General features: G+C 45.4%; 13 protein-coding genes and 1 tRNA gene. 7 read left to right on the top strand and 7 right to left on the bottom strand.

Annotated features, from left to right (window positions below; genetic code table 11):
- The first annotated feature begins 117 nt into the window (after positions 1 to 117).
- Positions 118 to 2,895 carry a DNA polymerase I gene (polA, locus tag LSG34_RS10675; protein ID WP_233009084.1) on the top strand — a complete coding sequence of 926 codons (2,778 nt, stop codon included), beginning with the start codon at positions 118 to 120 and terminating at the stop codon, positions 2,893 to 2,895.
- Positions 2,896 to 3,719: 824 nt separating this feature from the next.
- Here polA and yihA read toward each other — a convergent pair.
- Positions 3,720 to 4,334: a ribosome biogenesis GTP-binding protein YihA/YsxC gene (gene yihA / locus LSG34_RS10670; RefSeq protein ID WP_233009083.1), complete on the bottom strand. Its 615-nt coding sequence runs from the start codon at positions 4,332 to 4,334 to the stop codon at positions 3,720 to 3,722.
- Between the two features lie 181 nt (positions 4,335 to 4,515).
- Between yihA and LSG34_RS10665 the strand changes: the two genes are divergently transcribed.
- The 4 genes from LSG34_RS10665 to LSG34_RS10650 all read left to right on the top strand — a co-directional run bounded on the left by LSG34_RS10665 (position 4,516) and on the right by LSG34_RS10650 (position 7,458).
- Positions 4,516 to 5,142: a c-type cytochrome gene (locus LSG34_RS10665; protein WP_233009082.1), complete on the top strand. Its 627-nt coding sequence runs from the start codon at positions 4,516 to 4,518 to the stop codon at positions 5,140 to 5,142.
- A gap of 707 nt (positions 5,143 to 5,849) precedes the next feature.
- Positions 5,850 to 6,380: a class I SAM-dependent methyltransferase gene (locus LSG34_RS10660; protein ID WP_233009081.1), complete on the top strand. Its 531-nt coding sequence runs from the start codon at positions 5,850 to 5,852 to the stop codon at positions 6,378 to 6,380.
- A 54-nt stretch (positions 6,381 to 6,434) separates the two neighbouring features.
- Entirely contained in the window at positions 6,435 to 6,989 is a 555-nt protein-coding gene (gene yihI, locus LSG34_RS10655; protein ID WP_233009080.1) for a Der GTPase-activating protein YihI, read from the top strand.
- 10 nt (positions 6,990 to 6,999) lie between these two features.
- Positions 7,000 to 7,458 carry a DUF2489 domain-containing protein gene (locus LSG34_RS10650; protein WP_233009079.1) on the top strand — a complete coding sequence of 153 codons (459 nt, stop codon included), beginning with the start codon at positions 7,000 to 7,002 and terminating at the stop codon, positions 7,456 to 7,458.
- A gap of 47 nt (positions 7,459 to 7,505) precedes the next feature.
- Here the strand turns inward: LSG34_RS10650 and LSG34_RS10645 are convergent, their stop codons facing one another.
- From LSG34_RS10645 to LSG34_RS10635, 3 genes are all read right to left on the bottom strand, one after another.
- Positions 7,506 to 8,786: a metal-dependent hydrolase family protein gene (locus LSG34_RS10645; RefSeq protein ID WP_233009078.1), complete on the bottom strand. Its 1,281-nt coding sequence runs from the start codon at positions 8,784 to 8,786 to the stop codon at positions 7,506 to 7,508.
- A 126-nt stretch (positions 8,787 to 8,912) separates the two neighbouring features.
- Entirely contained in the window at positions 8,913 to 9,455 is a 543-nt protein-coding gene (locus LSG34_RS10640; protein WP_233009077.1) for a DUF1285 domain-containing protein, read from the bottom strand.
- Between the two features lie 165 nt (positions 9,456 to 9,620).
- Positions 9,621 to 9,696 (bottom strand) — tRNA-His (locus tag LSG34_RS10635).
- A gap of 168 nt (positions 9,697 to 9,864) precedes the next feature.
- Here LSG34_RS10635 and LSG34_RS10630 point away from each other — a divergent pair.
- Together LSG34_RS10630 and LSG34_RS10625 are read left to right on the top strand one after the other, a co-directional pair.
- Positions 9,865 to 10,683 (top strand): mechanosensitive ion channel domain-containing protein, encoded by an 819-nt coding sequence (locus LSG34_RS10630; RefSeq protein WP_233009076.1) that lies wholly within the window; start codon positions 9,865 to 9,867, stop codon positions 10,681 to 10,683.
- A 3-nt stretch (positions 10,684 to 10,686) separates the two neighbouring features.
- Positions 10,687 to 11,457, top strand: a complete 771-nt coding sequence (locus tag LSG34_RS10625) for a DUF481 domain-containing protein (RefSeq protein ID WP_233009075.1) — start codon at positions 10,687 to 10,689, stop codon at positions 11,455 to 11,457.
- An 80-nt stretch (positions 11,458 to 11,537) separates the two neighbouring features.
- On the opposite strand, the gene LSG34_RS10620 is transcribed toward LSG34_RS10625, so the two are convergent.
- The 3 genes from LSG34_RS10620 to LSG34_RS10610 are packed head-to-tail and all read right to left on the bottom strand — an operon-like array spanning position 11,538 to position 13,936.
- On the bottom strand, positions 11,538 to 12,134 hold the full coding sequence (locus LSG34_RS10620) for a response regulator transcription factor (RefSeq protein ID WP_233009074.1): 597 nt from the start codon (positions 12,132 to 12,134) through the stop codon (positions 11,538 to 11,540).
- Positions 12,134 to 13,189, bottom strand: a complete 1,056-nt coding sequence (locus LSG34_RS10615) for a sensor histidine kinase (RefSeq protein WP_233009073.1) — start codon at positions 13,187 to 13,189, stop codon at positions 12,134 to 12,136. The genes LSG34_RS10620 and LSG34_RS10615 overlap by 1 nt, the downstream gene beginning before the upstream one ends.
- A 54-nt stretch (positions 13,190 to 13,243) precedes the next feature.
- Entirely contained in the window at positions 13,244 to 13,936 is a 693-nt protein-coding gene (locus LSG34_RS10610; protein ID WP_233009072.1) for a tetratricopeptide repeat protein, read from the bottom strand.
- Between the last annotated feature and the right edge of the window lie 201 nt (positions 13,937 to 14,137).

Here is a 14,137-nt window from a genome sequence, read left to right as displayed (position 1 = left end):
TATCCACAGCTTTTTCGTATAAAAAAGTATCACCCGAACACGTCTGTAATAAAGCTACAGCTGGCTGAACCTGGCCTGTTGTGGCATGCTTAAGCAAAACATTTAGGGATCCTTATCATGGTTGTTATACCGGACAATCCTCTTATTCTGGTCGACGGTTCTTCTTATTTATTTCGTGCTTATCATTCACCACCACACCTGACCAATTCCAAAGGGGAAGCAACCGGCGCTATTTATGGCGTGGTCAACATGTTGAAAAGTTTATTACGCCAATATAAACCCAGTCAGATGGTAGTGGTATTTGATGCCAAAGGTCCGACATTCCGTAATGAAATGTACAGCGAATACAAAGCCCATCGACCGCCAATGCCGGATGATTTGCGTAGCCAGATTGCACCTTTACATCAAATCATTGAGGCTATGGGTTTACCGCTGATCTGTATCAGTGGCGTTGAAGCAGACGATGTCATCGGTACTTTGGCAGTGCAGGCCAGCCAACAAGGCCGTCATGTGTTGATATCCACAGGTGACAAAGATATGGCACAGTTGGTTGATCAACATGTCACCTTAATTAACACCATGACTGATACCATTCTGGACCCTGCAGGAGTTGCCGAAAAGTTTGGTGTAGGGCCAGAACTGATTGTCGACTATTTAGCATTGATGGGCGATAAAGCCGACAATATTCCGGGTTTGCCAGGTGTAGGTGAAAAAACTGCCATGGCTTTGCTGCAAGGTATTGGTTCGATAGAGAAGCTATATCAGCAGTTGGATCAGATTGCAGCGCTGAACTTCCGTGGCAGCAAAACCATAGCAGCCAAAATGGAAGAATTTAAAGATCAGTTGATGCTGTCTTATCAGCTCGCCACCATCAAAACCGATGTCGAATTGTCGCTGAAGCCAGACAGCCTGGATATCAAAACACCGGATCAGACTAAACTGGCCGAGCTGTTTGCAGCCTGTGAATTCAGACGCTGGTTAAGTGAAGTGTTAGCAGGCAAAGATACTGCAACAGCAGTAGCGACAGAAGCGGCAAAAACTAATGAAGAGCACCCAGCGGAAATCCCTGCCAGCGGCATTGATACCAGCAGCTACCCATGCATTTTAACCGAAGCTGATTTTCTGCAACTGTTAAAACGCCTACCAGAAGTGGAACTGGTGGCTTTTGATACCGAAACCACCAGTCTGGATTATATGCAGGCCGATGTGGTGGGTATTTCTCTGGCTTTAGCAGCCGGTGACGCTTGTTATATCCCACTGGCACACGACTATGTCGGCGCGCCTGAACAGCTGAACCGTGAATGGGTGTTAGCTCAGTTGAAAGACTGGCTGGAAGATGAAAGCAAAACCAAAGTAGGTCAGAACCTGAAGTACGATCAAAGTGTACTGGCGCGCCATGGCATAACTCTACGCGGAATTCGCTTTGACACCATGCTCGAGTCTTACATTGTAAATAGTGTTGCCTCCCGCCACGATATGGACTCCTTGTCACTGAAGTACCTTGGTCATAAAACCATAGGCTTTGAAGACATCGCAGGCAAAGGCGCTAAACAAATCACCTTTAACCAGATTGCGCTGGAACAGGCGTCGCCTTATGCAGCAGAAGATGCGGATGTGACTTTGCGGTTACACCAAACCTTATGGCCGATGCTTGCGCAACATTCAGGCTTGCAGAAAGTATTCCGTGATATCGAAATGCCATTGGTGCCAATTTTGTCCAAAATGGAACGCACTGGGGTAAAAATTGATGGCAAGCTGCTGGCGCAACAAAGTCTGGATTTAGCCAAACGTATAGGCGAGATAGAGCAGGAAGCCTATCAGATGGCTGGTAAAGAATTTAACCTGTCATCTCCTAAACAATTGCAGGAAATCTTATTTGAACAGATGGGTTTACCTGTACTGAAAAAAACACCCACGGGCACACCGTCCACCGCAGAAGAAGTACTGGCTGAGCTGGCGCTTGATTATGAGTTTCCGAAACTTATTACGGAACACCGGGGTTTAAGTAAGCTCAAATCCACCTATACCGACAAACTGCCGTTGTCAGTCAATCCAGCAACAGGCCGGGTACATACCTCTTATCATCAGGCTGTTGCTGCCACTGGCCGCTTAAGTTCCACTGAGCCTAACCTGCAAAACATTCCGATCCGTAGTGAAGAAGGTCGCCGTATTCGTCAGGCTTTTATTGCTGAAGCGGGTAAAACCATTTTGGCCATCGACTATTCACAAATTGAACTACGCATCATGGCGCACTTATCACGTGACCCTGCTCTGCTCAATGCTTTTGCGCAAGGCAAAGATATCCATAGAGCTACAGCAGCTGAAGTCTTTGGTGTAGAGCTGGACCAGGTCAGTTCAGAACAACGCCGTCGCGCTAAAGCCGTCAACTTCGGCCTTATTTATGGCATGTCAGCTTTTGGTCTGGCACGCCAGTTAGGCATTAGTCGAGGGGAAGCACAGCAGTATGTTGATCTGTACTTCGAACGTTTCCCTGGCGTATTGGATTATATGGAACGCACCCGCACTCAGGCGCATGAGCAAGGTTATGTTGAAACTCTGTTTGGTCGTCGTTTGTATTTGCCTGAAATTAATGCCAAAAACATGGCCCGGAAAAAAGGTGCCGAACGAGCGGCCATCAATGCACCTATGCAGGGTACTGCAGCCGATATTATTAAAATGGCCATGATTAAAGTATCAGCCTGGCAGGACAAACAACCTGAGGGTGTCGTTGCCATGATTATGCAGGTGCACGATGAACTAGTGTTTGAAGTGAAAACTGAAGAGTTGGAGCGGGTCAGTTCTGAACTGGTTGAAATCATGCAATCTGCAGCATCACTGGATGTGCCTTTACTGGCAGAAGCTGGTTCTGGCCCCAACTGGGATCAGGCTCATTAAAAAAAATGGAATTGTGCTGAACTTAGTAAAAAACACCCAGTCTTACTAAGCGTGTAAATGCCCATTCCTGGTAGTTTGATTTTTCGCCCCAACTTGCTTGGGGCTTTTTTCTTCATACTTATCACTTCGGTCATAGTCGTATCGCTTCGATGTAAAACAGTGCTGAATTACACAAATCCTGCAACTTCCACTCTAATCTGTATGATTTCTATGCAAAAAAAACCAATCTCTTTTGGTAATTAAGCTACATTTTTTCAGATTAATGAAGGTTTCACTAAATATTTGTAGTTTAATTACAGCTCTTCACTTGCATTTTTAATCAACACTTGTAGAATCAATTTCGTAGGGTACAGAGGTAAGATGTTCTATCTTTCAGCACTAATCAGCTTAATCGCTTGTTTAGTGGCCAGAAAGAAAGGCTTATTTAGCCGCCCCACTGCTTGCAGTGGGGCGTTTTTTTTGTCTGCTGATCAGAAAAACTGAAATAAAACTAGATTTTTTAGAGCAAATACTTCAAACATTCATAATTCCATGTATAATGGCTCTGTCTTGTTAATCCAAGACACCCTGTTGATTTGAAATTATTGAATAGCTTCTCCCCGTTTGCTATGACCGGCCTCCTCAAAAAGGGCCGGTTTTCTTTTTTCTGACCAAGCAAAAATGTTCAACATTACCCAATTCCAGCTGATTAGCCAGGGTGCTGCTTATTGTGCGCGCTGATTTTTATGAAAAAAATGATTGAGACCTAAGAGAGCCAGAAATAGTGCGAATAAAAAAAGCAGAGACTATGCTCTGCTTTTCTCAATTTAAGACTTGGTAAAAACTTATTCTTGTTCTGCGCTGTACCATTGGTCCAGTTTTTGTTCTAACTCAGACAAACCCAATTTAGTCAGTGAACTGAACACCTGAACTGTTACATCACCCATAAACGCCATAGAAGCTTCTGTTACTTCCAGCAATACTTTTTTACGTGGCCCAGGGCTTAATTTATCAGCTTTGGTCAACAGCAATAAAACCTGCAAATCACTTTGCACTGCCCAATGGATTAAATCCTGATCCAAATCTTTCAGTGGATGGCGGATATCCATTAAAATCACTATGCCTTTTAAGCTTTCGCGTTTCATCAGATATTCACTCAGGGCTTTTTGCCATTTTTCTTTGACGGCTAAAGGCACTTTGGCAAATCCATAGCCAGGTAAATCGATCAGGCGCTGATTCTCAGCTAAAGCAAAAGTATTAATTAACTGAGTACGACCTGGTGTTTTACTGGTACGGGCTAAACCATTTTGCCGCGTCAGCGTATTTAACGCACTGGACTTGCCGGCGTTAGAACGACCAGCAAAGGCAACTTCGATACCTGTATCTGCGGGCAGAGCCTTAATATCAGGGGCACTGGTCAGAAAAGTTGCTTTCTGATAATTGATGATCGCTTTGTACACTGTCAGCTCCGGCTGTAAATTTGGCTATAGTGTAACGGATCCTGAAGATCCACAGAAGCTTTACTGTGATTTATGGGATTCTATCTGTGCAAGATTCGTGTAAAATAGACATAAAATATAGGGTTATTCAACTTGGTTGCCAGATTACTGGCGGTTCAACGCGGACAGAGACGGAAAAAAAATGAAAAAATTCGCACTTCCACTCACGCTCTTTTTAGGGTTAATCAGTTCAGTTTATGCAGCCGATGGGGATGCAGAAGCTGGTAAAGCTAAATCCGTGACTTGTGCTGCCTGCCATGGCATGGACGGGAACAGCCCAACAGATTTATATCCGAAAATTGCTGGTCAACATGCTGGTTATATTTTTAAGCAATTAAAAGAATTTCAATTAGGTGCTAAAACCGGCGGCAAAGAAGGCCGTAACAATGCTGTGATGGCAGGCATGGTTGCAGCTTTATCTGAGCAGGACATGAAAGATCTGGCGGCTTATTACTCCAGCCAAACCATGAAAGAAGGCAGCACGCCGGAAGATGTGGTCGCTAAAGGTGAAAAATTATTCCGCGGTGGTGATCTGGAGCGAGGTATTGCTGCCTGTATCGCTTGCCATGGTCCACGGGGTGTAGGCCACAGCTTGGCTGGCTTCCCGAAAATTTCATTCCAGCATGCGGCTTATATTAAAACTCAGCTGGAGTCTTTCCGTAATGGTTCACGTGCCAACGACATGAATGGCATGATGCGTGATGTTGCGAAAAAACTGACTGACGAAGATATCGAAATATTATCTAAATATGTGGGCGGTTTACACTAACAGCTCTTTGACTCTGCATAAAGCCAGGCTCCATGCCTGGTTTTTTTATCTGTGCAACGCCATCCGCACCAATCACCAGCTGATTATGTTCTATTTGTGAGATATATCTCACAACCTTGTAAGATATGACTCACGCGACCTAAAAACCACAAAACAACAACCTAACCAATTGATTTATAATCATATTACAAAAAAGTTCAATTTTTTTGTATTTTTTTTATACCGTTGTATTGCCATTCTGAAAAATCGGAGTAGATTTAAGTCCGTTACATTTAGTAACGTTTAAAAACACGGAAAGCAGGCACGGAAAGCAGCAGTGCATCGGTACGTTTTTTCAGCATCAAGATGATGACAATGTGTATTTTACACAGCGCATGGAAGGACCACTAAGTATCAGGATGATCGCGAATAATTATTTTCATAGGGAATTTGCGTAAAAATATAGGGAATTTGCGTAAAAATATAGGGAATTTGTGCAGACAGGGTGTTGAACTCCCGTCAGGACGACTTAAAGCAGATTATGTGTCGCGCTAGACACCTTATATAGAGGGCGGTAACATCTTACACCGCCCTTTTTATTTATCCTCACCATGAATTCAGTTTGCTCTTTATGCCAGCATTCACAAATCCAGATTTTTTGCAGCGACAAAAGACGCGCTTATTTTCAATGCCAGCAGTGTTTTTTAGTCTTTGCTGATCGCACTAGCTTGTTGACTGCCGAACAGGAAAAAGCTCAATACGATTTACATCAAAATCAATTAGACGACCCAGGCTACCGCAAATTCTTATCTCGCTTATCTGTGCCTCTGCTGAGCAGCCTCACGCCTGAACAAAACACCGGATTAGATTTCGGTTGTGGCCCCGGGCCTTTATTAGCGCAAATGCTCAGCGAAGCAGGTAAACAGATGCAAGTCTGGGATCCTTTTTATGCAGCAGAGCCACAAGCTTTGCAGCAAAAATATCATTTTGTCAGTTGCACTGAAGCCATAGAACATTTCATTAATCCGGCGAAAGAATGGAGTTTATGGCTGGATTTACTATTGCCGGAAGCTGTGCTGGCCTTAATGACCAAACGTTACACAGACCAAAGCAGCTTCAGCAACTGGCACTATAAAAACGACCCCACCCATATCAGTTTTTTCCACCAGGACACTTTTGAATTTTTGGCGAAACGGGATAATTTCACTGTGAATTTTCCGGCCGATGACGTAGTTCTATTTAAAAAACGAAATACCTAGGTTTTCTGGCATAAACTGGTTAAAATACGCGCCCTTTTTTGTAGGTAACACATAATGACCCGGATTAAAAAAACTCGCACCTCAGGCCCACTTGGTACCAGGCACAGACCGGCTGAAGAAGCCCGTCAGGATCGCACGCGCGCGCCTGAAACCAAAAAGAAAGGTGCAGGCTTAAAATCCGGTAGTCGCCATTCTCCGTCCGCTGAAGATAAGGAAAAGCAATCAGGCAAAGGCTCTAAAGATCCGCGCCATGGCAGTAAGAAGCCTATTGCTTTAGTAGTGACAGAAGCAGAACAAAAGCTGATGGCTCAGCCAAAGCAGTTCAAGCCAGTAGTACAACTGAGCAAAGCCAAAGAGCCGGAAATGCCAGCTGAACAGGAATTAGCGCTGCTCGAAAACGATGAGAAGTTGCTGGAATTACTGGATCTGGTCGATAAAGGCGAAATCCTGACGGGTAAAGACGCGAAGTACTTTAATGCCAAAACGGCACGTCATGCGGAGCTTGTTGCCCTGTTAGGTTTAGATCAGGAAAACGAAGCAGAGGAAGACGAGGATCCGTTAGCCAAATTAGAACGTACTGATTGGCGTAAAGAGTTTTTAGGCGAATAGGGGATAAAGTTTGACCTTCAACTGGATACTGGCCACCTTAGCTGCCGTTTTGATTATTGCTGGCCTGAGTTTTTACCTCGGTCGTTTGTTGTGGCTCATTCAACAACAAAAGTTAAAGCAGCAACAGGTGGTTGACGCTAAAAACGCTGACCTGACGCAAAGCATAGTATTAATTGCCAAAGCCATGCGTGAAGAGCAATGTGAGTTGTCTGAAGGTGCTTTAAGGATTTGGGTATTGCTGGACCATCTGCAGCTACCCAATAAACCCAATGCAGTTCAGACTTACCCTGGCTTATTTAAGATGTATGACGTAGTTAAAGATATGCCGACCCATCAGGCTCGTAAAGAGCGGGATAAAAAGGAGATCCGCCATCTGGATCACCTGCGCGAACAAGCTGAAATTGATTTAAAGGCTGAAATTGTGGCCGACGTACATAAGTTGCTGGAGTTTTTCCAGAACTCAAAATAGCAATAGAAAAGGCAGCCACGGCTGCCTTTGTTGTTTTTGAACTGCTGTTACTCTTTGTACACAACCCCGGCTTTCATCACAAAACTAACTTTCCCCATCAGTTGAATATCCTGCAGCGGATCACCAGGTACTGCGACTAAATCAGCAATTTTACCCGGAGTGACAGAACCCAGCTCCTGATCCACTTTTAATAAACGTGCTGAAGCAATAGTGGCGGACTGAATAGCTTCCATAGCCGGCATACCAGCTTCAGTCATAAACACAAATTCACGCCAATTATCGCCATGAGCACCTACGCCGGAGTCAGTACCAAAGGCAATTTTGACGCCCTCTTTGTAAGCATCAGCAAAAGTTTTCTGAATTTTAGGGCCTATAGCCAGAGCCTTAGGACGGACCAGCTCAGGGAAAAAACCAGGCATAGCGGCTTTTTCTGCGGCCCACTTGCCGGCACTGATGGTTGGCACATAATAAGTACCATGTTTTTTCATCAGCTTCATCGTGGCTTTATCCATTAAAGTGCCGTGTTCTATCGAATCAACACCTGCCTCAATAGCTCTGTCCATGCCCTCTTTACCATGCGCATGCACAGCCACTGTCATGCCATAGTCTTTAGCCGTCTCTACAATAGCTTTCAGCTCTTCGCTGTTAAACTGCGGATTGGAACCGCTTTTAGCCACACTCAGCACACCACCAGTGGCGGTGATTTTAATCAGGTCTGCACCTTCTTTATAACGCTGCCGCACCGCTTTACGCGCTTCTTCAGGGCCATTGATCACGCCATCTTTTGGACCAGGATCGCCCATCAGCGCATAAGCAACACCATTGCTTGGATCGGCATGGCCCCCTGTAGTGGCTATAGATTTACCCGCCGTATAAATACGAGGGCCTTTGACATAACCAGCTGTGATAGCTTTACGCAGCGCTGTGCTGGTGTGATGGATATCTCCCAGTTCCCGCACTGTGGTAAAACCTGCCATCAGGGTTTTCTCTGCAAAAGTAGCTCCACGTAGCGCCACATCGGCTTCATTCAGGAAAAAGTCTTCAGTGTAAGTACCCGGGCTCATCTGAGTGGAGAAATGGGTATGCATATCCATCAGACCAGGCATCAGTGTATGGTTTTTTAAATCTATAACCTGATCCCCGTTGGCCGGAGTTTTATAACCAGATTCGACGGCAATAATTTTGTCGTTTTCAACAACAACAGTCTGTTGTGTCAGCACTTTGTCGCTATCAGCCGTAATCAGTTTTCCGGCATGAATTAAGGTCGCGCTCTGGGCTGTTCCTGCTAGCAGTACAGCGCTGGCGATAAGGCTTAGTTGCAGTTTCATTCTATCTCCTGTTGGATGAGCACAGCTTTTTCCAGCTGATTGGTATCGACTATGAAACAGGAACTGCAAAGCGGCAAGGGCAGAAAAAATGAATGCGATACAGAGCCTTAGATCCGGGACCAATGGTTAGTCCAGCGTACCAAGCTCAAAATGTAGCCCGGCGGAAGAAACTTGCAGCCTGTTTTTTCCCTCAACCTGAACAGTCAACGCCAAATCAACCAGCTGGTAATAAGCCGATCTGCCGAATTTAGCCGTTAAGCCCCGCCATAAGTGCAAATAAGGTAACAACTGACCATCCGATTGAGCCTGTAAAAACAAAGGATATTCAGCATCAATTAATACCTGCTCACCTAAATTAGTGGTCGCGATAAGAACAGGTTCAGCTGCACTTCGTTGTTGTTCTATAGCCACAATGATAAAAGCGGCGTCTTCAACCTGAATGCGGACTTTTTCAACCGGAGTCAGTAAAAAATACTCCTGTTGCTGCCGGGTTAGTGCTGAAGCAAAAAGCTGAACCAATTGTGGTCGCTGGATTTTAGATTCGAGGTAATACCAATCACCCTGTCGATCGATGCGAATGGGGATATCACCGCAAAAGGCTGGATCCCAAAGTTCAACAGGGGCTAAATGAGGCTGCTGTAAAGACAGCTGCAGTTGTTTTAAATCCATGATGGCGCAACTAATAAGCGAGAGACTTGCAGAGCATAACAACAGAAGACTGTTAGGGGAAATTGAGAGGCTAACGAAGCTCGAAGCCAGAGTGGTTTTTTTATAGAGGAATTGGGGTGACTAACGAAGCTCGAAACCAGAGTTGGGTTTTTATAATAGAGGAATTGGGGTGACTGATGGGGCTCGAACCCACGACAACCGGAATCACAATCCGGGACTCTACCAACTGAGCTACAGTCACCACAAGCGGCGCGGATTCTAGCGAAATTCTGTGCTGAAGCAAAGTTATTTTTTACAAAACTAAGCCAGAAGCCGCGTTTGGCTTGGGTCAGGACACTGGTTATGCTAGGGTATGGCCGTCAGATTAACTGACATTCATCAGACCAGTGGCTCGAAAATGGAGAAAGATATGCAACAATTCCTGGATTTTTTGGAAAAAAATCAGCAATTAATTTTAAGTTATAGCGTCAAAGTACTGGTCGCTTTAGTCATTTTATACCTGGGTCGCTGGTTATCAAAAAGTCTGACCCGCATGCTGGAAAAAGCCTTAATCCACCGTAAAGTGGATAGAGCCGTAGTGTCTTTTTTAAGTGGCATCATTCAGGCAGCTATTATGGTCGCGACTATTCTGATTGCCTTGTCACAAGTGGGTATTCAGACTGCGTCTTTTATCGCTATTTTAGGTGCAGCAGGTCTGGCTATAGCTTTGGCCTTGCAAGGTTCTTTATCCAATTTTGCATCCGGCGTGCTGATTATTTTATTCCGCCCTTTCCGCGCTGGTGACTTTGTAGACGCAGCCGGGGTTTCAGGTGTTGTGGAAAAAATTGAAATCTTCCAGACAGTGATGAAAAGTGCAGATAACAAACGCATTATTGTGCCGAACTCGCAAATTACAGGCTCTGCCATCATTAATTATTCTGCCGAAAAAACCCGCAGAGTGGATTTAACAGTAGGGATCAGTTACGAATCTGATCTGAAAAAAGCCAAACAATTGTTGGAACAAATACTCAAAGCAGACAGTCGTATTCTGGCAGAACCCGCCCCTGTCATAGCTGTTGGCGCTTTAGCCGACAGTTCAGTCAATATTTTAATACGTCCATGGGTAAATGCGGCCGACTACTGGCCTGTGTACTGGGACACTCTGGAAAAAATCAAACTGACCTTTGACGAGAACCAGATTGTGATTCCGTTTCCACAAATGGACCTGCACTTCAAAAAGGAAAAGTAAGGTATGAAAAAAACTCTCTGCTCTCTGTCAGCTCTGGGCAGTCTGTTGGTTTTAAGCGGCCTTTTGACAGTACAGGCCGAAGAAAGTACGTCGAATGAGACCAAACTGGGCTGGAGCACATCCGCTGAATTAGGCGCCATTACTACCTCGGGTAACACTAAGGGTACGTCCATTACCGGTAAAATCGACTCAAAACAAGAGCTGGAACAGTGGTCAAACGACTACACCTTCAGCGCTTTCTTTAAGCGCGACGAAACCGAAGCAGATGATGGCCAAACCATAGTAGAAACCTCAGCCGAAAAATATGCCGCCTCGGCCAAAGGTGGTTATAAATTGAATAAAGACACAGCCCGCTTGTTTGTCTTTGGCTCTCATGTCGACGACCGTTTTGGTGCTTACACTGAATACACCACCGTCGCTATTGGTTACGGTGATGAGCTGTTTAAAACTGACACCATGTCGCTGGAAGGTGAAATAGGTCCGGGTTACTACAGAGGCAAAACGGATTTAGAAGAAACTGAAAATGGCATGATTTTACGTAGTGCTGCGACTTATCGCTGGCAGATCAGTGAGTCAGCCCGCTTTAAACAAACCGTCAGTCTGGAATATGGTGAAGACAATAAACGTTCTATCGCCGAATCGTCTTTAACCGCCAAGATTAATGGCCGGATGCAAATGAAAGCTGCATTCTTAGTGCAGAACGACTCGAAAGTACCGGTAGGCAAAAAGAAAACCGATACACAAACGTCCTTAACTTTTGTCTATTCGTTTTAATCTGTCTGTTTTCGCATGGGCCGCGGTTAATCCGCGCCCTCTGTCTCAACAAAGCGGCAGCTTCAAGTACGACGGCTAAGTTACAACCAACCTTTTTGCTTAGCTATTCTGGCTGCGTCAACTCTGTTCGCTGCATTTAGTTTGCTAATAGCTTCCGACAAATAATTCCGTGCAGTGCCCTCAGCGATATAAAGTGCTGCTGCAATTTCAGCTGTGCTTTTGCCTTCAGAGGCTAATCGTAAAGCCCGGCGTTCCTTGTCACTTAAAGGGTCCTGTTGACCTAAAGCAGACAATGCCAGTTCAGTATCTATCACTCGTTTTCCAGCCATCACCTGATAAATAGCCTGCACTAATTGCTCTGACGGCGCGTCTTTCAGTAAAAAACCCTGCACCCCAGCGGCAATAGCGCGCTGAATATAACCAGAGCGGCCAAAGGTGGTGATCACTATCACTTTAATCTGGCTTTGTTGCTGTTGCAGATAAAGCGCGAGTTCCAGGCCGCTGCGGCCCGGCATCTCTATATCGGTCAACAAGAGGTCAAAGTCCTGCTGTTTCAACAAAGCAAAAGCCTGATCGCCATCAGCCGCCTGAGTGATCTGAAACTCGCCAGTTAAGCCTAACAAAGCCGCCAAAGCGCCTCGTACCATAGCCTGATCTTCCGCCAGTAAAATACGCATCAGGCCTCCCTGGGCAAAATGAAACTAAAACAACTGGGTGACAATTGCCATTCCAGAGTGCTGTTCAGCGCCGCCAGGCGCTCCTGAATGCCGGTTAAACCATGGCCTTGATGCAACTCGCTGACTTTGCCGTTATCCGACACCATCAGTTGATGTCCTTGCTGATTTTCGCTAAAACAGATTTTCACTTCATCGCCATTGCTATGTTTTAACACATTGGTTACCAGCTCGGTCAGGATCAATACCACCGCAGTTTCCTCTCTGGCCGAAAGAGTCGGTATTTCGCCTTGAACGTCCACACCAAATCCCGCCTCACGTAATTTGTTGCTTAAGGCCTGTACTTCACCAGCTAAACCTTTGTGTTTGTATCCTGAAACCGTTTGGCGTACCTGACTTAAACTTTCGCGGGCAATAAAAGCCAGTTCCTGCAATTGCTGACTGGCAGCCTGATACTGCTGCTGTTGCAATAACTTATCGGCTAAATCTGCTTTGAGCACAATACCGGATAAACTGTGGCCCATAATATCGTGCAAGTCGCGGGCTATTCGTTCGCGCTCCACTATGGTCGCAAGCTGTTTAATTTCTTCTGCACTGCGCTGTTCTTTTAACAGACTGGCTCGTCTGGCTCTGTCGAGTACACCAAATACACCTATAGCCATCACCAAAGCAGAACCATACAACAGGAAATAAGGCGCACCTTTGACAAAAAAGTGATCCAGCAGCACCAGCACACAGATCAATGCAGTAACACCAGCTAAAAACTGGCGGAAATTATAAGCAAAACCAATAAAAAAACTGACATAGGCAAACATCGAAATAGAGCCATAATTCAGCGGGGTAATGGCGCTGGCGATGAAAGCCATCAGCAGGATAGGCAAGAACATCCGTGAAGGGGGACTGCGGTAAATCCAGTAGTAACAACCAATAAAGGCCACTAAAGCAAGCGTCATCCAAAGATACTGCTCAGGGCTGTAATTGATGTAAAAAAATGGCGCTATATAGAACACCAGATTGATTAGATAGACCCAGGACAGGCGCTTTTCCAGCTCTAACATAAAAGCCTCAACAGGTTAAAACCAGGGCTCAAAAGAGCCCCAGTCAGAGAAAAATTAACGATTCTGACTATAACTTTGTTGCTGCGTCAGCAGAAACTTAGCCCAGCCGTAGGAAGGGTCAAGCTCCACCGCTTTAGTCCAATCAGCAATAGCACCAGCTTTATCTCCCAGTTCCTGCTTGGCTAAACCACGCCAGGTATAGGCTTCGGCATGGCCCCAGCAAATCAGCTGACAAGGCAAAGCATAAAGCTCAATGGCTTTGCTGCTGAGCTCAACAGCACTTTGTTTACTGCCGCCAAAGGCCGCCGGTGTGTTGTAAGCTGTGATGGCTTTGATTAATACGACCCGGGGATTTGCTGGTTCCAGTTCTGTCGCTTGCTTCATGGCGATGCCGGCTTTAGGGCCATACAAAGCGCCTTTTAGCGGATTATTACCAATCTGCATACCGTAAACGCCGGCTAATAAGGCAAAGCTATCCGCTTGAGGCTGGGCTGCGGTTAGCTGTTCCAGCGTCGACTGCGCCACATCTAAAGCTTGTTCTGCCTGATCTTTTTGACCTGCTAAACCAGCCATAATAGACAAGCGGTAGTTGGCATAGGCTTTGTTGTAATCTGCCGGATTTTCAGCAGCATAAACAGCCAGTTGTTTCAGATCCATGCTGTTAGAGGCTGCATCAATTTGTTCAATAGTTGCAGCTTGAGCCAGGCTAAAAGTTAAAGCGCTTAAAGCAATCAGTAAAGTTTTCATCTTGATAGTCCTTGTGCTGTTTCACCTCAGTGGTGTGACATCAGTATCGGAGAATCACTAAAAAAACATCAGACACAAAAGTCATGACTTGAGCATGACTTTTGTCACCCAACTAACTGCAATACATACCCAAAGTAATTGGAGCTGCAGGGAGGCGACAAGAGCGTGAGACCCCAGGAGCATAGTTCACCTATGTGACTG

It is taken from the genome of Rheinheimera faecalis, from assembly GCF_021290965.1.
GTDB lineage: Bacteria > Pseudomonadota > Gammaproteobacteria > Enterobacterales > Alteromonadaceae > Pararheinheimera > Pararheinheimera faecalis.
This window is presented reverse-complemented; position numbering and strand designations above follow the sequence as displayed.

Coding starts and splice junctions, on each gene's coding strand:
- LSG34_RS10645 (WP_233009078.1), bottom strand. CDS start 8,786: ATGAAACTGCAACTAAGCCTTATCGCCAGCGCTGTACTGCTAGCAGGA.
- LSG34_RS10640 (WP_233009077.1), bottom strand. CDS start 9,455: ATGGATTTAAAACAACTGCAGCTGTCTTTACAGCAGCCTCATTTAGCC.
- LSG34_RS10630 (WP_233009076.1), top strand. CDS start 9,865: ATGCAACAATTCCTGGATTTTTTGGAAAAAAATCAGCAATTAATTTTA.
- polA (WP_233009084.1), top strand. CDS start 118: ATGGTTGTTATACCGGACAATCCTCTTATTCTGGTCGACGGTTCTTCT.
- LSG34_RS10625 (WP_233009075.1), top strand. CDS start 10,687: ATGAAAAAAACTCTCTGCTCTCTGTCAGCTCTGGGCAGTCTGTTGGTT.
- LSG34_RS10665 (WP_233009082.1), top strand. CDS start 4,516: ATGAAAAAATTCGCACTTCCACTCACGCTCTTTTTAGGGTTAATCAGT.
- yihI (WP_233009080.1), top strand. CDS start 6,435: ATGACCCGGATTAAAAAAACTCGCACCTCAGGCCCACTTGGTACCAGG.
- LSG34_RS10615 (WP_233009073.1), bottom strand. CDS start 13,189: ATGTTAGAGCTGGAAAAGCGCCTGTCCTGGGTCTATCTAATCAATCTG.
- LSG34_RS10610 (WP_233009072.1), bottom strand. CDS start 13,936: ATGAAAACTTTACTGATTGCTTTAAGCGCTTTAACTTTTAGCCTGGCT.
- LSG34_RS10620 (WP_233009074.1), bottom strand. CDS start 12,134: ATGCGTATTTTACTGGCGGAAGATCAGGCTATGGTACGAGGCGCTTTG.